General features: G+C 73.2%; 21 protein-coding genes and 3 tRNA genes. 15 read left to right on the top strand and 9 right to left on the bottom strand.

Annotated features, from left to right (window positions below):
• The first annotated feature begins 12 nt into the window (after nt 1-12).
• Both HCJ94_RS02445 and HCJ94_RS02440 read left to right on the top strand, forming a co-directional pair.
• A complete protein-coding gene (locus HCJ94_RS02445) occupies nt 13-1,044 on the top strand; it encodes a 3-isopropylmalate dehydrogenase (protein ID WP_167999297.1) in 1,032 nt (343 codons plus the stop codon).
• 232 nt (nt 1,045-1,276) lie between these two features.
• Nucleotides 1,277-2,374 (top strand): branched-chain amino acid aminotransferase, encoded by a 1,098-nt coding sequence (locus tag HCJ94_RS02440; protein WP_167999296.1) that lies wholly within the window; start codon nt 1,277-1,279, stop codon nt 2,372-2,374.
• 45 nt (nt 2,375-2,419) lie between these two features.
• On the opposite strand, the gene HCJ94_RS02435 is transcribed toward HCJ94_RS02440, so the two are convergent.
• The 4 genes from HCJ94_RS02435 to HCJ94_RS31615 all read right to left on the bottom strand — a co-directional run bounded on the left by HCJ94_RS02435 (nt 2,420) and on the right by HCJ94_RS31615 (nt 4,474).
• Entirely contained in the window at nt 2,420-3,148 is a 729-nt protein-coding gene (locus tag HCJ94_RS02435) for a tyrosine-protein phosphatase (RefSeq protein ID WP_167999295.1), read from the bottom strand.
• A gap of 58 nt (nt 3,149-3,206) precedes the next feature.
• Nucleotides 3,207-3,662: a PRC-barrel domain-containing protein gene (locus HCJ94_RS02430; protein WP_167999294.1), complete on the bottom strand. Its 456-nt coding sequence runs from the start codon at nt 3,660-3,662 to the stop codon at nt 3,207-3,209.
• 138 nt (nt 3,663-3,800) lie between these two features.
• Nucleotides 3,801-4,331, bottom strand: coding sequence for an alkylhydroperoxidase, AhpD family (gene ahpD, locus HCJ94_RS02425; RefSeq protein ID WP_167999293.1), 531 nt, complete (start codon nt 4,329-4,331; stop codon nt 3,801-3,803).
• A 2-nt stretch (nt 4,332-4,333) separates the two neighbouring features.
• Entirely contained in the window at nt 4,334-4,474 is a 141-nt protein-coding gene (locus tag HCJ94_RS31615; protein ID WP_444939638.1) for a redoxin domain-containing protein, read from the bottom strand.
• A gap of 454 nt (nt 4,475-4,928) precedes the next feature.
• On the opposite strand from HCJ94_RS31615, the gene cimA reads away from it, so the two are divergent.
• Entirely contained in the window at nt 4,929-6,512 is a 1,584-nt protein-coding gene (cimA, locus tag HCJ94_RS02415) for a citramalate synthase (protein WP_167999292.1), read from the top strand.
• Between the two features lie 55 nt (nt 6,513-6,567).
• On the opposite strand, the gene HCJ94_RS02410 is transcribed toward cimA, so the two are convergent.
• The gene (locus HCJ94_RS02410; protein WP_167999449.1) at nt 6,568-7,449 is read right to left on the bottom strand and encodes an endonuclease/exonuclease/phosphatase family protein; all 882 of its coding nucleotides are present in this window, start codon (nt 7,447-7,449) and stop codon (nt 6,568-6,570) included.
• A 473-nt stretch (nt 7,450-7,922) separates the two neighbouring features.
• On the opposite strand from HCJ94_RS02410, the gene HCJ94_RS02405 reads away from it, so the two are divergent.
• The 7 genes from HCJ94_RS02405 to arfB all read left to right on the top strand — a co-directional run bounded on the left by HCJ94_RS02405 (nt 7,923) and on the right by arfB (nt 13,453).
• Nucleotides 7,923-8,465 (top strand): hypothetical protein, encoded by a 543-nt coding sequence (locus tag HCJ94_RS02405; protein ID WP_167999291.1) that lies wholly within the window; start codon nt 7,923-7,925, stop codon nt 8,463-8,465.
• Nucleotides 8,466-8,627: 162 nt separating this feature from the next.
• The gene (locus tag HCJ94_RS02400; RefSeq protein WP_167999290.1) at nt 8,628-9,677 is read left to right on the top strand and encodes an AAA family ATPase; all 1,050 of its coding nucleotides are present in this window, start codon (nt 8,628-8,630) and stop codon (nt 9,675-9,677) included.
• A gap of 29 nt (nt 9,678-9,706) precedes the next feature.
• Nucleotides 9,707-10,693 (top strand): DUF58 domain-containing protein, encoded by a 987-nt coding sequence (locus HCJ94_RS02395; protein WP_205800568.1) that lies wholly within the window; start codon nt 9,707-9,709, stop codon nt 10,691-10,693.
• Nucleotides 10,690-11,649, top strand: coding sequence for a VWA domain-containing protein (locus HCJ94_RS02390; RefSeq protein ID WP_167999288.1), 960 nt, complete (start codon nt 10,690-10,692; stop codon nt 11,647-11,649). Before HCJ94_RS02395 ends, HCJ94_RS02390 begins: the two co-directional genes overlap by 4 nt.
• Before the next feature lie 52 nt (nt 11,650-11,701).
• A complete protein-coding gene (locus tag HCJ94_RS02385; RefSeq protein ID WP_167999287.1) occupies nt 11,702-12,565 on the top strand; it encodes a S1C family serine protease in 864 nt (287 codons plus the stop codon).
• Nucleotides 12,566-12,674: 109 nt separating this feature from the next.
• A complete protein-coding gene (locus HCJ94_RS02380) occupies nt 12,675-12,962 on the top strand; it encodes a hypothetical protein (protein WP_167999286.1) in 288 nt (95 codons plus the stop codon).
• A gap of 65 nt (nt 12,963-13,027) precedes the next feature.
• A complete protein-coding gene (arfB, locus tag HCJ94_RS02375) occupies nt 13,028-13,453 on the top strand; it encodes an alternative ribosome rescue aminoacyl-tRNA hydrolase ArfB (protein ID WP_167999285.1) in 426 nt (141 codons plus the stop codon).
• A gap of 1 nt (nt 13,454) precedes the next feature.
• On the opposite strand, the gene HCJ94_RS02370 is transcribed toward arfB, so the two are convergent.
• Genes HCJ94_RS02370 through HCJ94_RS02360 form a run of 3 tightly spaced genes read right to left on the bottom strand, consistent with a single transcriptional unit; the run spans nt 13,455 to nt 18,312 of the window.
• Nucleotides 13,455-15,926 (bottom strand): low temperature requirement protein A, encoded by a 2,472-nt coding sequence (locus tag HCJ94_RS02370; RefSeq protein WP_167999284.1) that lies wholly within the window; start codon nt 15,924-15,926, stop codon nt 13,455-13,457.
• Between the two features lie 45 nt (nt 15,927-15,971).
• On the bottom strand, nt 15,972-16,841 hold the full coding sequence (locus HCJ94_RS02365) for a 3-methyladenine DNA glycosylase (RefSeq protein WP_167999283.1): 870 nt from the start codon (nt 16,839-16,841) through the stop codon (nt 15,972-15,974).
• Nucleotides 16,842-16,875: 34 nt separating this feature from the next.
• On the bottom strand, nt 16,876-18,312 hold the full coding sequence (locus HCJ94_RS02360) for a hypothetical protein (protein ID WP_167999282.1): 1,437 nt from the start codon (nt 18,310-18,312) through the stop codon (nt 16,876-16,878).
• Nucleotides 18,313-18,493: 181 nt separating this feature from the next.
• On the opposite strand from HCJ94_RS02360, the gene HCJ94_RS02355 reads away from it, so the two are divergent.
• The 4 genes from HCJ94_RS02355 (at nt 18,494) to HCJ94_RS02340 (ending at nt 19,939) form a co-directional block, all read left to right on the top strand.
• Nucleotides 18,494-19,297, top strand: a complete 804-nt coding sequence (locus tag HCJ94_RS02355) for a fumarylacetoacetate hydrolase family protein (RefSeq protein ID WP_167999281.1) — start codon at nt 18,494-18,496, stop codon at nt 19,295-19,297.
• A 106-nt stretch (nt 19,298-19,403) separates the two neighbouring features.
• Nucleotides 19,404-19,475 (top strand) — tRNA-Gln (locus HCJ94_RS02350).
• Between the two features lie 104 nt (nt 19,476-19,579).
• Nucleotides 19,580-19,652: transfer RNA gene (locus HCJ94_RS02345), tRNA-Glu, on the top strand.
• 214 nt (nt 19,653-19,866) lie between these two features.
• Nucleotides 19,867-19,939, top strand: a tRNA-Glu gene (locus tag HCJ94_RS02340).
• A 100-nt stretch (nt 19,940-20,039) separates the two neighbouring features.
• Here the strand turns inward: HCJ94_RS02340 and HCJ94_RS02335 are convergent.
• Nucleotides 20,040-20,726: an IclR family transcriptional regulator gene (locus HCJ94_RS02335; RefSeq protein ID WP_013284529.1), complete on the bottom strand. Its 687-nt coding sequence runs from the start codon at nt 20,724-20,726 to the stop codon at nt 20,040-20,042.
• 49 nt (nt 20,727-20,775) lie between these two features.
• On the opposite strand from HCJ94_RS02335, the gene leuC reads away from it, so the two are divergent.
• Complete coding sequence (leuC, locus tag HCJ94_RS02330) at nt 20,776-22,221, top strand: 3-isopropylmalate dehydratase large subunit (protein WP_167999280.1); 1,446 nt, start codon at nt 20,776-20,778, stop codon at nt 22,219-22,221.
• The last annotated feature ends 9 nt before the right edge of the window (nt 22,222-22,230 follow it).

Genomic DNA, 22,230 nt, shown 5'->3' with positions numbered 1-22,230 from the left:
AAGGAGCGCAGCGTGGCACGGATCGCGGTGGTGGCCGGGGACGGTATCGGCCCTGAGGTGGTCGCGCAGGCCCGCAAGGTCGTCGACGCGGTCCTCCCGAGTGTGGAGGCCACCGAGTACGACCTCGGCGCCGCCCGTTACCACCGCACCGGCGAGGTGCTGCCCGACTCGGTGCTCGACGAGCTGGCCGGGCACGACGCCATCCTGCTGGGCGCGGTCGGCGACCCGAGCGTCCCGCCCGGCGTGCTGGAACGGGGTCTGCTGCTCAAGCTGCGGTTCGCCTTCGACCAGTACGTGAACCTGCGCCCGTCGCGGCTCTGGCCCGGCACCGCCGGCCCGCTCGGCGGAGTCAAGCCCGGCGAGGTCGACCTGGTCGTGGTGCGCGAGGGCACCGAGGGCCTGTACGCGGGCGCCGGCGGCAGCCTGCACCGGGGCACCCCCGCCGAGATCGCCACCGAGGAGAGCCTCAACACCCGGCACGGGGTGGAGCGGGTGATCCGGGACGCGTTCGCCCGCGCCCGCCGCCGGGAGCGGCGCAAGGTGACCCTCGTGCACAAGACCAACGTGCTCACCCACGCGGGCTCGCTGTGGGCGCGCACCTTCGAGACGGTCGCCGCCGAGCACCCCGACGTGACGACGGAGTACCAGCACGTCGACGCCGCCGCGATGTTCCTGGTGACCCAGCCCCAGCGGTACGACGTGGTGGTCACCGACAACCTGTTCGGTGACATCCTCACCGACATCGCCGCCGCGGTCACCGGTGGCATCGGGCTCGCGGCCAGCGGCAGCATCAACCCCGAGGGCGCGTACCCGTCGATGTTCGAGCCGGTGCACGGCTCCGCGCCGGACATCGCCGGCCGCGGTGTGGCCGACCCGGTGGCGGCGGTGCTCTCCGCCGCCCTCCTGCTCGACCAGCTCGGCCACGCCGAGGAGGCGGCCCGGATCACCGCCGCGGTCGGCACCGAACTGGCCTCGCGGACGCCCGGCGTACCGGTACGCACCGACGAGGTCGGTGACCGGCTGGCCGCGTACGCGACCGCCTGAACCCGCCCGGTCGCCCGCGCGGCGACCGCGACACGGGCCCCGCACCCGGCGCCCGTGGCCCCGACCGGCCCGGTCCCCGTCACCAGGGGCGGTGCCCTGTCGGGCCTTCCGGCGGTGCCCGCGGCCCCGGCGGCGCTACCCGCTGAACGACCGTTCGGGGTAAGTTTCTCGCACCAGATTTCTCGGCATGCGGACCTGTGTGCCGCCATTCCCCCCCAGGGAGGTCAGCGCGATGAGCGGTGGTGACAAGCTCGACTTCGAGATCCGTCCGAATCCCGCGCCGGTATCCGCCGCCGACCGGGCCGCCCTGCTGGCCAACCCCGGCTTCGGGCGGGTCTTCACCGACCACATGGTCACCATCCGCTACGCCGACGGCAAGGGCTGGTACGACGCCCGGGTCGAGGCGCGGGCGCCGATCCCGATGGACCCGGCCGCCGCCGTCCTGCACTACGCGCAGGAGATCTTCGAGGGGATGAAGGCGTACCGGTGCGCCGACGGCGGGGTGACGATGTTCCGCCCGTACGCCAACGCGGCGCGGTTCGCCGAGTCCGCCCGGCGGATGGCGATGCCCACGCTGCCCGAGGAGACCTTCGTCGACTCGCTGCACAAGCTCATCGAGGTCGACCGCGAGTGGATCCCGGAGGGCGAGGACGGCAGCCTCTACCTGCGACCGTTCATGTTCGCCAGCGAGGTGTTCCTCGGTGTCCGCCCCGCCAACGAGTACCTGTACGCGGTGATCGCCTCCCCGGTCGGGGCGTACTTCTCTGGCGGGGTCCGGCCGGTGACGGTCTGGGTCTCGCCGGACTACACGCGCGCGGCGCCGGGCGGCACCGGCGCGGCCAAGTGCGGCGGCAACTACGCCGCCTCCCTCGTCGCGCAGGCGGAGGCGATCGAGCACGGCTGCGACCAGGTCGTCTTCCTCGACGCGGTGGAGCGCCGGTTCGTCGACGAGCTGGGCGGCATGAACGTCTTCTTCGTCTACGACGACGACACGCTGGTCACCCCGCCGCTGACCGGCACGATCCTGCCCGGCATCACCCGGGAGTCGGTGCTCACCCTGGCCGCCGGCGCGGGGCACCGGGTGGAGGAGCGGCCGGTCACGTTCGCCGACTGGCAGGCCGACGCGGCCAGCGGCCGGCTGCGCGAGGTGTTCGCCTGCGGCACCGCCGCCGTGATCACCCCGATCGGCACGGTGCGCTTCCCGGACGGCGAGTTCCTCATCGGCGGTGGGGAGCCGGGCCGGGTCACGATGGCCCTGCGCCAGCAGCTGGTCGACATCCAGCGGGGCAACGCCGCGGACCCGCACGACTGGGTCCACCGCGTGTTCTGAGGTGTCACGTGAGGGGCTCCTCCCGACGGGGAGGAGCCCCTCACGTCACTCCAGCAGGTGGTCGCGGAGGATGTCGAGCTGCGCGTCCGTGACGCCCGCGTGGCGCAGGTACCCCTCCACCGAGCCGTACCCCTCGCGAAGCTCGGCGAGGAACAGCAGCATCGCCTCCTCGGGGCAGGTGAGCGGCGGCAGCCCCGGCCGCACCTGCTTCCCGGTCGACATGAACCAGGCCATGAACTTCTCGCCGGCCTCGGTGCTCAGTGCGTAGTCGGCCGCGATGTCGGCGTCGGAGACGCCGAGCACGGCGAGCGTGAGGCCGCAGACGATGCCGGTGCGGTCCTTGCCGGCCACGCAGTGCACCAGCACCGGGGCGTTGACCTCGTCGGCGATCAGCGCGATCGCCTCGCCCAGCCCGGCGGTGCCGGTCTGCGCCATGTCCGCGTACCGGTCGGCGAGGTAGCGGGCCAGGTCGGCGCCGGGCCGGTACGGGTTGTCGCTCCACTCGGCGTGCTCGGGGTGGATGTGCCGCCAGGTCACGCCGTCCAGGTCCGGGATCCGGCCGTCGCGCTCCACTTCGTACGGGCGGCGCAGGTCCAGCACGGTCCGGACCCCGAGCGCGGCCAGGGCGTCCCGGTCGGCCTCGTCCAGGCGGTGCGGTGAGTCGGAGCGGAAGAGCCGGCCCCGGCGGACGGCGCGGCCGTCGTGGCCGACCGGCCCGCCGACGTCGCGGAAGTTGAACAGGGTGGAGAAGCGGGTGACCTCGATTGCGTCCACCCTGACACGGTAACGGCCGGTGGGGCGGAGCCCCACCGGCCGTCGAACAGGATCACCGTCACCTGGCGGTACCCGGCGGGATGGCCGAGTACGTGTCGCCGTAGTAACCACCGAGCTTGTCCCGGTAGGCCGGGTCGGTGTCGGCGGTCTCGTCGAACTCGGGCGCGGCCTTGATCTGGTCCTTGCTCCGGTCGACGTAGACCTTCCGCTCGTCGTGGTCGACGTGGTTGACGGTGCCGGCCGGGATCATGACCTTCTTGCCGAAGATCCACGGACCGGTGTCGACCACGAGGTAACTGGAGTTGACCTCGTGGCTGGCCCGGTCCACCTTGCCGATGCTGCCGTCAGTCGCCTCGACCTTGTAGCCCACCAGGTCGGCGCCGGTCACCCCGGCGTCCTCCCGGTAGCGCCACGGGTCGAAGGTGCCGCCGGGCGTGCCCGGGAAGGCGTCCTGACCACCCGCGACGAGCGGGTCCGGCGTCCCGTGGGTCGTTCGAGGGTCGAGCCGCTCCATGGCGTTTCATCTCCTCTACTCGACTGATCGGGGGTTGGTGCCTGTCAGCCCCATGTCCTACCCGGTGTCGAGATCGGTACACCCGCAATCACGGAAAAGGGCCGGCCGGTCCGCACCGGCCGGCCCTTCCGACCGCGCTCAGGCGAGTGCGGCCTCCGCGTCGAGCGTCACCGCGGCGGCGTGCACGACGGCGGCGATGCGGAGCCCCTCGTGCACCTGCTCGCGGCTGAAGCCGGCGGCGCGCAGGGTCTTCTCGTGCGACTCCAGGCAGACACCGCAGCCGGTGATCGCCGAGACGGCGAGGCACCACAGCTCGAAGTCGGCCTTCTCCACGTCCGGCCGGGCGATGATCTGCATCCGCAGCCGCGCCGGGATCGACTGGTACTGCTCGTCGCCAATCAGGTGCTTGGCCCGGTAGTAGACGTTGTTCATCGCCATGATCGCGGCGGCGCCCTTGGCCGCCTCGACCGTCTCCGGCCCGAGGTGGGCGGCGGCCTCCTCGGCGACCTCCCTCAGCACCACGGCGTTGCGCGCCGCGACCGCGCAGGCCAGGGCGGTGCCCCAGGCCTGCTCCGGCTTCAGGGTGGAGGTGCCGATGGTCGAGCCGAGGTTCAGCTTGATGTCCTTGGCGTACTCGGGAAGAGCCGCCTTCACCGCGTCGAGACCCATGATCAGGCGTAGTGGACGAACTCGTTGTCCACCGACACACCGAGGACCTGGGCGTCCCGGTCGGCGAACTCGCCGTTGAGCCGGCCGAACTCGGCGATCTCCGTCGGGCAGACGAACGTGAAGTCCTTCGGCCAGAAGAACACGACCCGCCACTTGCCCTCGTACGACTTGTGGTTGATCGTCTCGAACGCCTTTGTCGGCCTCGAGCGACACGCAGGCGGTGAGTTCGTACTCGGGGAAGCGGTCACCGACAGTGAGCACAGGTCCTCCTTGACAGCGGCACGAAGCCGGTAACTGGATCAGTTCCAGATGCTTCCGCAGCGGTGTCTCCGACTGATGGGCGGCCGGGTGACCTATGAGCTGATCACCAACGTCGGATTTCGGGCGGCTCGCCGAACTCGGTGGGGTATGGCGACCCTCCGTCACCGTCCCGGAATGTGGATTGCGCTCCCAAAACCAGCGCCCGGGTGGCACAGTAACGATCGTGACCAGCACCATCCTGATTATTGCCACCTAGCGCGCCGGCCTCCCCTCCGCCGAGCGCGCAGACCTCCCGCATCCGCGGGGGGTCTTTTTGTTGCTTGAGAAAGGATCCCGATGACGTTCCAGGTCTACGACACGACCTTGCGCGACGGCGCCCAGCGCGAGGGGCTCAGCTACTCGGTGGTCGACAAGCTCGCGGTGGCCCGGCTGCTGGACGAGTTCGGTGTCGGCTTCATCGAGGGCGGATGGCCGGGCGCCGTGCCCAAGGACACCGAGTTCTTCCGCCGGGCGCGTACCGAACTCGACCTGAGGCACGCGGTGCTGGTCGCGTTCGGCGCCACCCGCCGGGCCGGGGTGGCCGTCGCCGAGGACCCGCAGGTACGCGGCCTGCTCGACGCGGAGACGCCGGCGATCGCCCTGGTCGCCAAGGCCGACCTCCGGCACGTGGAGCGGGCGCTGCGGACCACCGCCAAGGAGAACCTGGCGATGATCCACGACACGGTGGCCCATCTGGTGGCCGAGGGGCGGCGGGTGTTCGTCGACGGCGAGCACTTCTTCGACGGCTACCGGCACGACCCGGCGTACACCGCGGCGGTCGTCGAGACCGCGCTCGCCGCGGGCGCCGAGCGGTTCGTGCTCTGCGACACCAACGGCGGCATGCTCCCGTCCCACGTCACCGCCGCGATCGCCGACCTCACCGACCGGCTCGGTGTCGCCCCCGACCTGCTCGGCATCCACTGCCAGAACGACACCGCGTGCGCGGTGGCCAACACCATCGCCGCGGTGGAGGCGGGCGTGCGGCACGTCCAGGGCACCGCCAACGGGTACGGCGAGCGCCCCGGCAACGCCGACATCTTCGCCGTCGTGGCGAACCTCCAGCTCAAGCTCGGGATGCCCGTCCTACCGGAGGGCTGCCTGGAGCAGATGGTGCGGGTCTCCCACGCCATCGCCGAGATCGCCAACATCGCCCCCGACACCCACCAGGCCTACGTCGGGGCCGCCGCCTTCGCCCACAAGGCGGGGCTGCACGCGAGCGCGATCAAGGTGGATCCGCTGCTCTACAACCACGTGGACCCACAGGTGGTGGGCAACGACATGCGGATCCTCGTCACCGAGATGGCCGGCCGGGCCAGCGTCGAGCTCAAGAGCCGCGAGCTGGGCCTGGACCTGGCCGGCCATCCGGAGACCCTGACCCGGGTCACCAACCGGGTGAAGGAACTGGAGGCCGGCGGCTGGTCCTTCGAGGCCGCCGACGCCTCGTTCGAGCTGCTGGTCCGCTCCGAGCTTCCGGACGCGGCGCCCGCGCGGCCGTTCGCGCTGGAGTCGTACCGGGTGCTGGTCGAGCACCGCGAGGACGGCGCCGTGGTCTCCGAGGCGACGGTCAAGATCCGCGTACGCGGGGAGCGCGTGATCGCCACCGCCGAGGGGAACGGCCCGGTCAACGCGCTCGACGAGGCGCTGCGCGTCGGCCTGGCGAAGCACTACCCGGAGCTGCGCGACTTCGAGCTCGCCGACTACAAGGTGCGGATCCTGGAGGGCAGCCACGGCACCGGCGCGGTGACCCGGGTGCTGGTGGAGACGTCCGACGGCGCCGGCCGCGACTGGACCACCGTCGGGGTGCACCCGAACGTGGTGGAGGCCAGCTGGCACGCCCTCGTCGACGCCCTCACGTACGGACTGGACCGGGCGCGGGTGTGAGCAGCGTCAGGAAGGGTCCCTTGCAGCACCCCCGGCGGTGACAAGGGGCCCTTCCTCACTCGCCGGCCGGGAGGCGGAGGACGGCCAGCACCGCGCGGTGGTCGCTGCCGCGGACGGGGTGCACGGAGACCGCGCGGACGGCGATCCGCCGGTCCACCAGCACGTGGTCGATGGTGACCGGCGGGATGGGGTCGCCGTCGTACGGCCCCCACGTCCCGGTGAGCCCGGCCCCGGCCGCGTCGGCCGCGTCCACGTAGCCGGTGTCGAGCAGGGTGCGCAACGGGCCGTGGTCGAGCGTCGCGTTGAAGTCGCCGGCGAGGATGCTCAGCGGCCCGCCCGGGGTCGCCGGCGGCTGTGCCGCGAGATCCGTGCGCCAGTGGTCGACCTGGTCGATCGCGTACGGCGCGGCGGGATGCGCCGACTCGACCCGGACCGGCGGCGCGCCCGGCACCGTGACCGTCCCGTACGCCTGGTCGAAACCCCAACCGCCACGGTTGTGCCGGACGCCGCCCGCGCTGACCGGGAAGCGCGCGTACACGCCGGAGCCGAGCGTGCCCTTGGCCGGGTGCAGCTCCCGGTGCGGCAGCAGGATGTCCAGGCCCAGCCGGTCCAGCTCCGCACCGATCTCCGGCGTGAACTCCTGCACGGCGAGCACGTCCACCGAGTGCCGGCGGACCAGGTCGACGAGCACCCGCGCGTCGGCGGTGCCGGCCAGCAGGTTGGCGGTCAGCAGCCGGACGGTCGGCCCCTCGGCACCCGGCGGGGCCGAGCCGAACGCCCGGGGAGCCACCACGGCGACCAGCGCCACCGTCGTCACCGCCGCGACCACCGCGGGCCACCGGCGCCGCAGGGCGACGGTCAGCACCAGCGGGAGCAGGCTGCCCGCCGCGACGTACGGCGTGAACGCCAGCAACTGGACGAGCGGCCCCCGGTCCATGCCGAGCAGGCGGGCCGCCGCCCACACGACGCCCGGCACGACGGCCGCCCAGCAGACGATCGTGGCGACGCGCCCGCCGCCGTCCCCGTTCGTTCCGCGCACGCCAGCAGCCTAGGGCGTGTGTCGAAGTCACCGCCCGGCCGCCCGGACCTGAATGAAGAACGACAGCATTTCACGAATAGGCTGCCGTTCGATTTTCACATTTTTGAAATGGGCTTACCGAGTGTGATCGACTATTGACGTCCGGCTTTTTACGGTGCTACTTTCCACCTGGTTGCGGTGTCGCAACTTCCAGTAGTTGTCGCAGCTCAGCCGCCATGCGGTCGGTGCGAGATCGCCATTCGCGGTGCGCCCGGCGATCAATGATTCCCGGCGAATGGCGCTCATTCTCCGCACCGGCGAAACCGTCAGCCAACCGTCCCGTCATTCCCGGGTCGGCCGGATCACCACGGTCACAAAAAGGGAGTCCTGTCATGACCTCGATCCTCAGACGCAAGGCCGCGACCATCGCGTTCGTCGTCCTGGCCCTCACCCTCGCCGGCGGCGGGATGGCCGTCGCGAAGCCGGTCGCACAACCTCCCGCCGAGGCCGCGCAGTCGCTGCGCCAGCCGCGGTCGAATGTCCAGCCTCCGGTGAGCGGGGCCGAGCGGGCGGCGGCGAAGGCCGCCCTCGCCAAGGGTGCGGCGGGCACGCTCGCCGTCGGCGCCCTGTACGCGGCGGTCGTCGAGCAGAACCCGGTGACCGGGGTGTGGCAGGTCACCCGCTCCTCCCACCCGGGGACCACGGTCACCCAGGTCGGCGTCGGCTGGTTCTCGGTGAACTTCCCGGTGAACGTCTCCACCGGCGTCTACACCGCCACCATCGGCACCACCCGGAACCTGTACGTCCCGCCGAGCGGGGAGATCGCGGTGGCGCCCCGGCGCGACCTGGCCAACTCGGTCTTCGTGGCCACCCGCGAATCGGACGGCGACAACCGAAGCCTGCCCTTCCACCTGGTCGTCCACCAGATCGTCTGACCCCCGGACGGACCGGCTCCCGGGTGCACGCTCGGCCGGGAGCCGGTTCCCGTCGCCCGGCTGGGTGGCTCGTCCCGCTCCGGACGCGGATCGACCGGAACGTGCCTGGTCGGGGCGGTAATTCCGACGTTTGTCCGACGGCCGGCACGGGAAGCAAGCACCGTGACGGACATCTCGGACACCCTGGCCAGCATGCCCAACGCGGTCGATCCCGACGCGACCGGCGCCGAGCTGCAGCAGACCCTCGCCGAGGTCAGACGCGTGATCGTCGGGCAGGACCGGCTTGTCGAGCGGCTGCTCACCGCGCTCCTCGCCGACGGTCACTGCCTCCTCGAGGGGGTGCCCGGCGTCGCGAAGACGCTCGCGGCGCAGACGCTGGCCACGGTCGTGGGCGGCAGCTTCTCCCGCATCCAGTTCACCCCCGACCTGGTCCCGTCGGACATCGTCGGCACCCGTATCTACCGGGCCTCCCGGGAGACCTTCGACATCGAGCTGGGCCCCATCATGGCGAACCTGGTGCTCGCGGACGAGATCAACCGGGCTCCGGCGAAGGTCCAGTCCGCGCTGCTGGAGGCCATGGCCGAGCGGCAGGTCTCGATCGGCGGACGGAGCTGGGACGTCCCCACCCCGTTCCTGGTGCTGGCCACCCAGAACCCGATCGAGTCCGAGGGCGTCTACCAGCTGCCCGAGGCACAGCGTGACCGGTTCCTGATGAAGATCGTCGTCGACTACCCGAGCGACGACGAGGAACTTGCGATCCTCTACCGGATGAGCGTCGACCGGCCCGCGCCACGCCGGGTGCTGGATCCCCAGCGGCTGCTCGACCTCCAGGACCGGGCGGCCCGCGTCTTCGTGCACCACGCCCTCGCCGAGTACGTGGTCCGGCTCGTCCTCGCCACCCGCGACCCCGGCCGGTTCGGGCTGCCCGAGATCGCTCCGCTGCTCGCGTACGGGGCGAGCCCCCGCGCCACCCTGGGCCTGGTCGCCGCCGCGCGGGCGCAGGCGCTGCTGCACGGCCGGGAGTACGTGCTGCCCGAGGACATCCGCGATCTGGCCGTGGAGGTGCTCGCCCACCGGCTGGTGCTCTCCTTCGACGCGGTCGCCGACGGGGTGTCCGCCGAGTCGGTGGTCCGGCGGCTCGTCGATGCCGTACCACCGCCCCGCGTCGCCACCGAGCACCCGGAACCGGCCGCGGACCTGGCGGCGGCCTGATGAGGTGGCGCGGCAGGACGGCGGCGACGCTGCCGCCGGACCCCGGCGTGGCCGACCTCGCCGGGGACGCGCGGCTGCGCCGGCTGGAGCTGACCGTGACCCGGCGGCTGGACGGGCTGCTGCACGGGGAGCACCAGGGGCTCCTGCCCGGGCCGGGCAGCGAGCCGGCCGGCAGCCGGGAGTACCGGCCCGGGGAGGACGAGGTCCGGCGGATGGACTGGGCGGTCACCGCCCGCACCGCCGTGCCGCACGTCCGCGAGGTCGACGCCGACCGGGAGCTGACCACATGGCTGCTGGTCGACGCCAGCCCCAGCATGGAGTACGGCACCGCCGAGCTGGACAAGCGGGAACTCGCCGTGGCCGCCGTCGCCGCGATCGGCTTCCTCACCGCCGGGATGGGCAACCGTCTCGGCGCGCAGGTGCTCACGCCGACCGGGCTGCGCCGGTTCCCGCCCGGCACCGGGCGCACCCACCTCTTCGGGCTGCTCCGGACGCTGCTGAACGCCCCGCGTACCGGCGGCTACGACGAGGACACCGCCCCGCTCGCGCCGCCCGACCTGGTCGAGGCGCTGGACGCCGTGCACCGGGTGGCCACCCGGCGCGGGCTCGTGGTGGTCGTCTCGGACTTCCTCGACGGTCTGCCCGACGACCCGGCACACGCGGCGCCCTGGGAGCGGACCCTGCGCCGGCTGGCCGTCCGCCACCAGGTGCTCGCCGTCGAGGTGACCGACCCGCGGGAGTGGGACCTGCCGGACGTCGGCCTGGTCACCCTGATGGACCCGGAGAGCGGCCGGCGGCGGGACGTCTGGACCGGGGACCCGGCGCTGCGCGAGCGGTACGCGGCCGCCGCGGCCGCCCAGCGCGACCAGGTACGCGAGGCGCTGCGGCGCAGCGGCGCCGCGCACCTGCCGCTGCGGACCGACCGGGACTGGGCCGCGGACATCGTGCGCCACGTGCACCGCCAACGCCGGCTGGCCGCCGCGCCGGCCGCGACGGCCCGGGGAGGTACCGCGTGATCTGGCTGTCGCCCGTCCGCCTGTGGCTGCTGATCGGCGTGCTCGCCCTGGCCGCCGGCTACATCCTGGTGCAGCGCCGCCGCAGCCGGTACGCGGTGCGCTTCACCAACCTGCGGCTGCTCGACCGGGTCGCCCCGCAGCGTCCGGCGTGGCGGCGGCACGTCCCCGCCGGGCTCTTCCTCGCCATGCTCGCGCTGCTGGTGGTCGGCTTCGCCCGGCCCACGGCCGAGGTGCGGGTGCCCCGGGAGCGGGCGACCGTCATGGTGGCGGTGGACGTCTCCACCTCGATGCTCGCCACCGACGTGGAGCCGGACCGGCTCAGCGCCGCCCGGGAAGCCGCCCGGTCGTTCGTCGACGGTCTCCCCGACGAGTTCAACGTCGGCCTGGTCGCGTTCGCCGGCAGCGCGGCCATGCTGGTGCCGCCGAGCACCGACCGGGAAGCCCTGCACGAGGGGATCGGCCGGCTGGTCGAGGGCGCGACCGGCGTGCAGGGGACGGCGATCGGGGAGGCGATCAACACCTCGCTCGGCGCGGTGCGGAGCTTCGACGCCCAGGCGGCGAAGAACCCTCCGCCGGCCCGCGTCGTCGTGCTGTCGGACGGCGCGAACACGGCGGGCATGGACCCGATGGAGGCCGCGGCCGACGCGGTGGCCATGAAGGTTCCGGTCTACACCATCGTGTTCGGCACCCCGAACGGTTTCGTCGACCGGTTCGGCCGGCCGATTCCGGTGCCGGTGGACGGGCAGACCCTGAGCGCCGTCGCCGACGAGACCGGCGGCCGGTTCCACGAGGCCGGCAGCGCCGAGGAGCTGAAGGCGGTCTACGAGGACATCGGCAGCTCGGTGGGCTACCGCACCGAGCGGCAGGACGTCTCGGCCCGGTTCATCGGCCTCGGGCTGGTCTTCGCCATGGGCGCGGCGGCCGGCTCGATGCGCTGGTTCTCCCGCCTGCCCTGACCCGACCAGGGCCGGTCACGGTGCGGCCGATCGACACGTGAGGAGCGTACGCATGGCAGTGCACACCGGGCTGGGCGAGCCGCGCGGCCCCTGGTTCATCTCGCCCGAGCTGGGCCCGGACGGGCGGCCCCGCTGGGACGTACCCGGATCGGACCGGGACCGGGCGGGACGGCGCTGGCACGGGCGGCTGCTGGCCGGCCTGGCGGTCGTGGCACTCTCCAGCGCCTCGGGCGCGGCCGCCGGTGGGCTGGTGGCCAGCCGGGACGGTGCGCCGGGCCCGGCGGCGGCCTCGGCCGCGCCGGTGCCGGCGGAGCTGGTGACGGCAGCCGAGAAGACCGTCCCGGGGGTGGTGTCGGTGCTGGTGGGCGGCGCGGGCGGCGCCTCGGCGACCGGTTCCGGGTTCGCCGTCGACGACCAGCAGCACATCATCACCAACGACCACATCCTGGCGAAGGGCCGGAACGGCTCGGTGACCGTGGAACTACCGGACGGGCGGCGGTTCGCCGCGGAGGTGGTCGGCCGGGAGCCGCGCAGCGACCTCGCGGTGCTGCGGGTGCCGCCGTCGGCCGGCCTGTCCGCGCTGCCGCTGGCGAAACCGGGCTCGACGCGGGTCGGCGAGCCGGTCCTCGCGGTCGGCTCGCCGCTCGGCCTCGCCGGTACGGTCACGGCCGGCATCGTGAGCGCCCTGGACCGGCAGGTTCGCCTCGGCGACAACCGGCACACCGCCGTCCAGACGGACGCGTCCATCAACCCGGGCAACTCCGGCGGGCCACTGGTGAACGCCCGCGGCGAGGTGGTCGGCGTGAACACCGCGATCGCCACGATCGACGGGAACGGGTCGATCGGCATCGGTTTCGCCATCCCGATCGAACAGGTCCAGCAGACGGCCGACACGATCATCGGCAGGGGCGGCTGAGTGACGCTGGGTGACTGACCGATTACGCGAGGAATGGCGGATGTGTCGGATTTCAGCGCCCAGTGATCAAGGCATGGAAATATCACGCTGAGTATGAATACTGGCGGGGGTGGAGCGTCCTCTCATCGCGGTCCTCCTCCTGGTGGGCCTGATCATCGGAACCGGTGTGGGGTCGGCGTACGCCCGGGCGCGGCGCGGGTGGACCGACTACCAGGCCGCGAAAAAGACGGTGCCCGGCGCCCGGCGCACCGCGTGGCTGCTCATCCGGGTGGTCACCACGAAGGTCGGCGTGATCGCCCTGCTGCTGGTCGGTGCCGTGGCGTACGCGGCGGTCGGCTCCGACGGCGAGCCCGAACGCGCCGAGCCCAGCCCCTCCGCCACCACCGCCCCTCGCTGAGCGGCGCGGGCCGCGCGTCCGGGGGACCCCGGGTGCGGCACCGGACGCGGCGTTAGCCTCGGGGCATGGACGGTGGGCTGCGGGTGAGCGACCGGTGGATCGTGCCCGACGCCGAGCTGCGGGAGCGCTTCTCCCGGTCCTCCGGCCCGGGCGGGCAGGGCGTGAACACGACCGACTCGCGGGTCGAGCTGAGCTTCGACCTGAGCGCCTCCCCGGGCATCCCGGACTCCCTCCGCGCACGGGCCCTCGACCGTCTCGCCGGCCGGCTCGTCGACGGGGTGCTCACCGTCACCGCCAGCGAGCACCGGGCCCAGCTCGCCAACCGGGAGGCCGCCCGGGAACGGATGGCGGCGCTGCTGCGCGAGGCGATCGCGCCGCCGCCGAAGGCCCGGCGCCCGACGCGACCGTCCCGTGCGGCCAAGGAACGCCGCCTGGCCGAGAAGAAGCGGCAGTCCCAGCGCAAACGCGACCGCCGCGTCGACGGCGACTGAATCACCACCGCTCGGCCGTCTCGGCCGGCTCCGCCGGGGGAGGGGACGAACGGCGCAGGTCCGCGCCCCGGGTCACCTCCAGGCCGACTAGCACCAGCCCCGCCCCGACCAGCGCGCTCAGCGCCACCAGCGGGGCCAGGCCGGCGGCCAGCGGCGCCAGCGCCGCCACCACCAGTGCGGTGACCACCCGGCGCGGCCGCAGGCTCCTGGTGACCCGCCACCAGAACGCCTCGTCAGCGACCAGGAACAGCAGCATCCCGCCGAACAGCGCGACGTGCGCCACCGGGTACAGCGGCGGACTGGCCACGAAGAACGGCTGCGTGCCGAGCACCCCCATGACCTTCCGCAGACCGAGGGAGACGAGCACGATCCCGGCGATCATCGGCAGGTGCAGGTAGATGTAGGCGTCGCGGGCCAGGGTTGCGCGGGCCACTCCCTGCCGCACCTCCAGCGTCCGCTCGGCGATCTCGGCGTCGCACCCGAAGTAGAGCCACCACAGGACGCCCAGCAACGCGGTGCCGAGCACGGCGGCCACGATGATCCGCGCGGAGACGGGGGAGTAGAAGACGGCGGCGCCGATCGCGATCACCGCCTCGCCCAGTCCGATGATGACGATGAGGCTGAACCGGTCCGCCCAGTGCGGGGCGGACCAGATCCGCCAGCGGTGGGGGCGGATCACCAGGGGCACCACGAGGTCGATCGCGATCGCCGCCATCCACAGCGCCACCCGCAGCGGTGAGAGGTGCCGGATGTCGCCCACCGGGTGCGGCACCAGGGCCGCCACCACGAGCAAGGCCAACGCGAGCAGCGTGGGCGCCGAGGCCAGCGCAACGTTGGTGCGGCGAACCATCTCCCCTCGGCGTTGCGAGGCCACCCAGATGGCCGCGAGGGCGAGCAGCCGGATCATCCCGTAGCAGGCCACGAACACCACCGGCCCCGACAGGCCGCCGGCGGCGTCCGCGAAGGCCTGCGGGACGGCGATGCTGATCACCGCCGTCACCGCGACCACCGTCACGATCGCGCCGCGCACCACCGCCGCCTCCGATCGGACCGAGCTGGCGAGCCAGACGTACGTGCACCACGCCGCCCAGAGCACCGCCAGCACCAGCAGCCCGCGGAGCAGCCCGGACCAGGTGGGATCGTCCGACATTAGGGCGGACACCTGCAGGAAGGCGTAGACGAAGACCAGGTCGAGGAAGAGTTCCTTCGGGGTGACTCCGGTGCCCTTCTCGCTCACCGTGTCGATGTGGGCGTGCAGTTCCCAGTGCTTGTGCCGGAACACGGTCGCGTCGGAGAGCGCCATGACGCCCAGCGCCGCCACCAGCAGGACGAGCTGCGGCAGCACCGGCAGACCGATCGCGATCGGCAGCAGCGCCAGGGTCAACGCGATGCCGAGCATGGGCGACCGGCCGAACAGACGCAGCGTCCGGACCTCGAAGGCGAACAGGCCGACCAGGTAGAGCACGACGCCGCCGTAGGTCACCACCGGCCCGAGGGCCTCCGGCTCCGACGGGATGCGTAGCTGGACCAGGGCGTGCTTGAGGCCCAGGGAGACCAGGATCAGCCCGGCCATCATCGGCAGGTGCAGGTAGCTGTACGCGTCCCGGGCGAGTCTCGTGCGCCGGGCACCGGACACCCGCTCCAGCGCCTGCTCCGCGGCGAAGCGGGCGATGTCGAAGTACGTCCACCACAGCGTGCCGATCAGCAGCACGCTCGCCAGCACCCCGGCGATCACCGGCCAGGTGACCGGTTGGGCGACGCCGGCACCCTGGCTCAACCCCACCGAGATGATGGTCTCGCCGAACCCGATCAGGATGATCAGGCTGTGCCGCTCCACCCAGTACGGGATGGACCGCAGCCGCCAGGCGCCGATGCCGGCGACGTACACCCCGCCGTACTCGATGAGGATGGCGAGCACGACGAGGCCGAAGCGGGTCCAGTCGCGCAGCAGCCGGTCGTCGGTGAGCGCCGGGAGCAGCGCGGAGGCGAGTACGAGCAGCATCCCGGCGGCGGCGGGCGGCCACACCCGCCGGAACAACCGGCGCAACTCGGGCCGGTGGCGCAGCGCCAGTGCGGCGACCAGCAACGGGCCACCCCGCGCGACGACGTACCCGGCGGCGAAGACCAGCGGACCGGCCAACCCGCCCGGCCGGTCGACGAACGCCTCCCGCACCGTCAGCGCCATCACGAACAGCGTCGCGGCCAGCCCGAAGGTCACCGCCGGCAGCAGACCCCGGTTCAGCCGGACGGTGTTGCCCAGCCACGCGTAGTGCACCCAGCACCACCACAGGAGCACCAGCAGCAGCATGCCGCGGGGCACCCCGGCGACGTTGAACTGCTCGGCGGTCACGCCGGTGACGTTGAGGAACGCGTAGACGAAGACCAGGTCCAGGAAGAGTTCCAGACGGGTGACCCGGTCCGCCTCGCCGGCCAGGTGGATGCGGCCGAAGTGCGCCGCCGCCGGGTTCCTCACCGGATCACTGTGTCAAGCCGGTGGCGGGTTCCGGCCCGGTTCCGCCTACTCCGTCACGGCGTCGAGCAGGCGGGCGCGCAGCCCTGCGGCCCGCTCGGCGAAGCCGCGCTGCGCCGTCGCGTACTCCGCCCGGCCCTCCGGCGTCTCCACCCGCACCGGCGGGTACCCGAGCGCGGCCAGATCGTACGGGCTGGCCCGCATGTCCAGGGTGCGGATCTCCCGCGCCAGCGCGAACGCGTCCGCCACGAGTTCGCTCGGCACCAGCGGGGACAGCTTGTACGCCCACTTGTAGAGATCCATGTTGGCGTGCAGGCAGCCGGGCTGCTCCAGCGCGTGCTGGCTCTCCCGGGTCGGGGTGAGCACGTTCAGCGGCCGGGCCGGGGCGGTGAAGAAGCGGTATGCGTCGAAGTGGCTGCACCGTACGCCCCGCTCCTCGACGACCACGGCGGTGCGCTCCGGGCTCAGCCGCAGCGGCCAGGCGTTGTGCCGCACCTCCGCCCGCGTCTGCCGGTAGACCATCGCCCACTCGTGCATGCCGAAGCAGCCGAACTGGGCCGGCCGGCCGGCCGTCGCGCTGAGCAGCGCCCGGATCCAGGCGACCGACTCGGCGCGCCGGGCGCGTACCCCCTCGGTGTCGAGGGTCACCCCGGCGGCGCCCGCGCGGTAGTCCCGCCCGAAGTCGGCGGGATCCGCGTCGCGCAGCACCACCCCGGCGCCCGGATGCCAGCGGCGCAGCTGGGCGGGACGGTGCGAGTAGTAGGTGAAGAGGAAGTCCTCCACCGGATGCTTCTCCCCGCGCCGCCGGCGGGCCAGGTGCGGGGTCAGCCAGGCGTCGACCCGCTCCTCGTGCGCCCGGCGCCGGGCCTGCCAGATCGCCGCGTCGAGCACGGTGGTCGGGGCGAGGGCGGCGGTCACGCACCCAGGGTACGACCGCCGCCCGCGCCGCCGGTCAGGGCACGTCCACCCGCACCCCGGCGGAGAAGACGCCGCTGCGCAGCTCCAGCTGGGTCGGCGGCTCCCGGCCGTTCACGGTGAAGACCAGCGGGAGCACCGTGCGGCTGCCGGCCGCCATCGGCCGGGCGAACACGTCCCGCCCCAGGTTCGCCCGGCGGGTCGCCTGCTCGTCCGTGCTGACGAAGTTGCCGTCGGCCAGGTACGCGCGCTGCAGGCGGCCGTGCCAGGTCTGCTGCTCAGGTGTGAGATTGCGGACGCCGACCGTGGCCGCGCACTGCCGCGCGCCCCGGCCCGGCTCGCAGGCGACGCGGTAGACGGTGAACTCGAAGGCCGCCTCGCGCAGCGGCTCGCCGACGGCACCGGACACCCCGGTACCGACCCAGGCGCCGCTGGTCGGGCGGCTGTCGGTGTCGACGCCGGCGACCTGCCGGGTCGCCGTCCAGGCCGCCGTGCCGACGGTGCCGGCCAGCATCACCGCGGCCACCGGCACGATCAGCCACGTCGACGGCCTCCGCCGGAGCGGCGGGGCGCCGGGTGTCGCCGGCCGCGGATAGACGGTGCCCCGCGGGCCGTCGGCGAGGGCCGCGGCGTGCGGACGGCGCCGGCGTCGCCACGTCCAGAGGCCGCCCAGGGCGACGACGGCGAGACCGCCGAGGCCGGCCACCAGGGCGGTGGTCTGCCGCCACACCGGCGGCTCCGCCTTCGTGGCCGTCGCGGTCGAGGAGGTCGCGGCCTGCCAGGTGGCGGTCGCGCAGTCGTACGGGCGGTAGCCGTCGGTGGCGAAGGCGCAGGCGGGCGCGGTCAGCGGCCGGCCCGGCGCGGCGGTGATCGCGGTGGCCAGGGTGGTGGTGCTGCGGGCGGGCAGCCGCAGGTTCCAGGTCACCTCGGTCACGTCCTGCCCGCCGTTCCGGGTGGCCCGACCGCCGCTGGTGATCGAGGTCGGCGACGTACCGGGGGGCAGCTCCTGGCGGACGGTCGTGGCGACCGGCCGGCTGCCGTCGTTGCGGACCTGGATGCGGTAGCGCGGCGCGGGCGTGCTCTCCGGTGCGACGCGCACCGTGACCGGCGGCTTCGGCGGTGGGAGGGCCGCCCGGGTCGGGACGGGCACGGCCGGCGGGGCCGACGGCCGGCCCGGCTCCGCGGTCGGGCCCGGTTGCTCGGTCGGCGCGGCCGCCGGTCGCGGCGCCGCCGCCGGTGCGGCGGCCACCGGGTGCGCCGGCGCCGGCCGCGCGGCGGCCGGGTGCGCGGTGGCCCCCTGCGCCGTGGCCCCCTGCGCCGTGGCTTCCTGCGTGGTGGCCGGCCGGGTGGCGACGGGCCGCGGTGTGCCGGCCGGGTCGGGTGCCGCCGCCGGCAGTGCCGGTAAGGCGGCGAGGAAGCCGAGGCAGTGGACGACCACCGCGAGGGTCCTGTGGTGTCGTGTCGATGCAGGCATACGAACGAACCTCCGGAGCCGACGCTAGGGGCGGGCTCACGCCGTGCGGGTACGAAGTCGGGAAGTCCGCCCCGGCGACGTGGCGATCGCGTAGGGTGCGCGACCGACTGGCTTCCCGGAGACCGTGGGCGGCGGCCGTGGCCAGCGGTCCCCCGCGTGACCGCCCGGCTAGATTGGCCTGGTGCGTATCGCTCGTTTCGCTCATGCCAACGGAATGTCGTTCGGGGTCGTCGAGGGGGAGTCGGAGGCGGGCCCGCAGGGCCTGACCGTCGCCGAGATCGACGGGCACCCGTTCGGGCGGATCAACTTCACCGGCGGCCGGTGGGCCCTGTCCGACGTGCGGCTGCTGTCGCCGATCCTGCCGAGCAAGGTGGTCTGCGTCGGCCGCAACTACGCCGAGCACGCCGCCGAGCACGGCAGCGAGGTCCCCAAGGAACCCCTGCTGTTCCTCAAGCCGTCCACCTCGGTGATCGGGCCCCGGGACGCCATCCGGCTCCCGATCTTCTCCAAGCAGGTCGAGCACGAGGCCGAGCTGGCGGTCGTGATCGGCGCCCCCGGCGCCCGCCGCGCCGACCGGGCCGCCGCCGAACGTGCGATCTTCGGCTACACCTGCGCCAACGACGTGACCGCGCGGGACCTGCAGCGGGCGGACGGCCAGTGGACCCGGGCCAAGGGCTTCGACTCGTTCTGCCCCATCGGCCCCTGGATCACCACCGGTCTCGACGTCACCGACCTGGAGATCCGGTGTGAGGTGGGTCGCAACCCGGACGAGATGGAGGTCCGCCAGCTGGGCCGTACCCGGGACATGGTGTTCGACGTGCCGGCCCTGGTGTCGTACGTCTCCCACGTGATGACGCTGCTCCCGGGCGACGTGATCCTGACCGGTACGCCGGCCGGGGTTAGCCCGCTCGCGGACGGGGATACGGTCACCGTGCGGATCGAGGGGATCGGCGAACTGACCAACCCGGTCGTGCCCGTCGCCTGATCCGCCCTGAGGCCCGTTTCCGCAGCTCACGGGCGGTTTGAGGGGCTCGATTTGGCCTGCTGGCGGCGGGAGGGTAAAGTTTGATCCCGGCGCCGCAAGGGGCCAATGGGGTATGGGGTAATTGGCAGCCCGACTGATTCTGGTTCAGTTAGTCTAGGTTCGAGTCCTGGTACCCCAGCGCAGTCGCGATTCGGAAGAATCGCGGTCGCTGGATTCTGGCGGAGGTCCGACCTCTGATAGGGTTCGGCTTCCCGCCCCGCGAGGGTGGGAGCAGCAGGTTCTGGCCCCGTCGTCTAGCGGCCCAGGACGCCGCCCTCTCAAGGCGGTAGCGCCGGTTCGAATCCGGTCGGGGCTACAAGAGCAGTGACAGCCCGTCCCACCACGTGGGGCGGGCTTCGTCGTTCTCCGGCACCGATGCGGCTCCGGTCCGGTTGCGCCTGCCGGTCGGCGACTGGTGAGTGGAAGCAGTCCGGGGGCGCGCGGACGCCGCCCCCGCCGTCGGCCCGGCGGCCGGTGCCGCTAGACTACTGCCGCACCGCCCGACCAGGCGGTGAAGCAGGAAAGTTCCTGGCCCCGTCGTCTAGCGGCCCAGGACGCCGCCCTCTCAAGGCGGTAGCGCCGGTTCGAATCCGGTCGGGGCTACAGATCCGAAGGGCCCGCCTCGCACCCGCGAGGCGGGCCTTCACACTGTCCACCACCCTCTCCCACGTGGCCGGGGCTCGGCGGGAGAGGCAGGGGCGGGTCAGAGGCCGGAGAGGCGTTGGCCGGCTCGGACGACGGCCATGGCGTGGCGTTCGCCGGGGCGGCGGCCGAGGCGCTCGATCGGACCGCTGATGCTGATGGCGGCGATCACGCGGCCCGTGCGGTCGCGGATCGGCGCCGAGACGCTCGCCACACCGGCCTCCCGCTCGGCCACGCTCTGCGCCCAGCCCCGGCGGCGGACCTCCGCGAGCGTACGGCCGGTGAACTTCGAGCGGGGCAGCAGCGGCATGACCGCCTCCGGCGGCTCCCACGCGAGCAGGATCTGCGCCGCCGAGCCGGCGGTCATCGGCAGCACCGAGCCGACCGGCACGGTGTCGCGCAGGCCACTGGCCCGCTCGGCGGCCGCCACGCAGATGCGCTCGTCGGCGCGGCGCAGGTAGAGCTGGGCGCTCTCGCCGGTGGCGTCGCGGAGCGCGGCGAGCAGCGGCTCCGCCGCGGTCAGGAGCACGTCGGGCGCCGCGTTGGCCAGCTCGCCCAGGCGTGGCCCGGGACGCCACCGCCCCTGGGTGTCGCGTACCAGCATTCGGTGGATCTCCAGTGCCTGTGCCAACCGGTGCGCCGTTGCCCGGGGCAGCTTCGTGCGTTCAACAAGTTCGGCCAGGCTGGCGCCGTCGACGCAGGCGGCCAGGATGACCACCGCCTTGTCGAGAACGCCGACACCGCTCATACTGTGTCCCACAAGCCGAAACTTACCTCCCAGAATTTAGGATGTCCAGATGGTGGGAGTCACTCCTGAGCCGAGGACCCTGGCCGAGAAGGTCTGGGACGCGCACGTCGTACGGTCCGCCGCGGGCGAGCCCGACCTGCTCTTCATCGACCTGCACCTGCTGCACGAGGTGACGAGCCCGCAGGCGTTCGACGGACTGCGCCTCGCCGGCCGCCGGGTCCGTCGCACCGACCTGACGATCGCGACCGAGGACCACAACACCCCGACCGGGTACGCCGACCCGTCGTTCCGGTCCCGCCGCGGCGATCTCCTCACCATCGCCGACCCGACCTCGCGTACGCAGATCGAGACGCTGCGCCGCAACTGCGCCGAGTTCGGCGTGAAGCTGCACGCGCTCGGCGACGAGAACCAGGGCATCGTGCACGTCATCGGCCCCCAGCTGGGCCTGACCCAGCCCGGCATGACCATCGTCTGCGGCGACTCGCACACCGCCACCCACGGTGCGTTCGGCGCCCTGGCGTTCGGCATCGGCACCAGCGAGGTCGAGCACGTGCTGGCCACCCAGACGCTGCCGCAGGCCCGCCCCAGGACGATGGCGGTGAACGTCGTCGGCGAGCTCGCGCCGGGGGTCACCGCCAAGGACCTGGTGCTCGCGCTGATCGCGCAGGTGGGCACCGGCGGGGGGCGCGGCCACATCGTGGAGTACCGGGGCGAGGCGATCCGGAACCTCTCGATGGAAGGCCGGATGACCATCGCCAACATGTCCATCGAGTGGGGCGCCAAGGCCGGCATGATCGCGCCGGACGAGACGACCTTCGCGTACCTGAAGGGGCGGCCCAACGCCCCGACGGGCGCCGACTGGGACGCGGCGGTCGCCTACTGGCGGACCCTGCCCACCGACGATGGCGCGACCTTCGACGCGGAGGTCACCCTGGACGCCACCCGAATCACGCCGTTCGTGACGTGGGGCACCAACCCCGGTCAGGGCGCACCGCTGGGCGCGTCCGTGCCCGATCCCGAGGAGTTCGTGACCGAGCCGGAGCAGGCCGCCGCCCGCCGCGCGCTGGAGTACATGGACCTCACGCCCGGCACCCCGCTGCGCGACGTCGCGGTCGACGTGGTCTTCGTCGGTTCCTGCACCAACGGGCGCCTGGAGGACCTGCGCGCCGCCGCCGACGTACTGCGTGGGCACCGGGTGGCCGAGGGAGTCCGCATGCTCGTCGTGCCCGGCTCGGCGGCCGTCCGGGAGGCGGCCGAGGCCGAGGGGCTCGACAAGATCTTCACCGACGCCGGGGCCGAGTGGCGCTTCGCGGGTTGCTCGATGTGCCTCGGCATGAACCCGGACACGCTCTCCCCGGGCCAGCGCGCCGCCTCGACCTCCAACCGTAACTTCGAGGGCCGCCAGGGCCGGGGCGGACGCACCCACCTGGTCTCCCCGCCGGTCGCCGCCGCCACCGCCGTGGTGGGCCGGCTGGCCGCTCCCGCCGACCTGTAGAAGAGGACA

The organism is Micromonospora thermarum (assembly GCF_012034245.1).
Taxonomy (GTDB): Bacteria; Actinomycetota; Actinomycetes; order Mycobacteriales; family Micromonosporaceae; genus Micromonospora; species Micromonospora thermarum.
The sequence above is the reverse complement of the archived record's forward strand: the minus strand, read 5'-3'. Positions and strand labels throughout refer to the sequence as shown.

What these genes read in the sequence shown, in the direction of transcription:
- HCJ94_RS02440 (WP_167999296.1), top strand. Translation starts at nt 1,277, where the DNA reads ATGAGCGGTGGTGACAAGCTCGACTTCGAGATCCGTCCGAATCCCGCG.
- HCJ94_RS02430 (WP_167999294.1), bottom strand. Translation starts at nt 3,662, where the DNA reads ATGGAGCGGCTCGACCCTCGAACGACCCACGGGACGCCGGACCCGCTC.
- ahpD (WP_167999293.1), bottom strand. Translation starts at nt 4,331, where the DNA reads ATGGGTCTCGACGCGGTGAAGGCGGCTCTTCCCGAGTACGCCAAGGAC.
- cimA (WP_167999292.1), top strand. Translation starts at nt 4,929, where the DNA reads ATGACGTTCCAGGTCTACGACACGACCTTGCGCGACGGCGCCCAGCGC.
- HCJ94_RS02410 (WP_167999449.1), bottom strand. Translation starts at nt 7,449, where the DNA reads ATGGACCGGGGGCCGCTCGTCCAGTTGCTGGCGTTCACGCCGTACGTC.
- HCJ94_RS02405 (WP_167999291.1), top strand. Translation starts at nt 7,923, where the DNA reads ATGACCTCGATCCTCAGACGCAAGGCCGCGACCATCGCGTTCGTCGTC.
- HCJ94_RS02385 (WP_167999287.1), top strand. Translation starts at nt 11,702, where the DNA reads ATGGCAGTGCACACCGGGCTGGGCGAGCCGCGCGGCCCCTGGTTCATC.
- arfB (WP_167999285.1), top strand. Translation starts at nt 13,028, where the DNA reads ATGGACGGTGGGCTGCGGGTGAGCGACCGGTGGATCGTGCCCGACGCC.
- HCJ94_RS02360 (WP_167999282.1), bottom strand. Translation starts at nt 18,312, where the DNA reads ATGCCTGCATCGACACGACACCACAGGACCCTCGCGGTGGTCGTCCAC.
- HCJ94_RS02335 (WP_013284529.1), bottom strand. Translation starts at nt 20,726, where the DNA reads ATGAGCGGTGTCGGCGTTCTCGACAAGGCGGTGGTCATCCTGGCCGCC.
- leuC (WP_167999280.1), top strand. Translation starts at nt 20,776, where the DNA reads ATGGTGGGAGTCACTCCTGAGCCGAGGACCCTGGCCGAGAAGGTCTGG.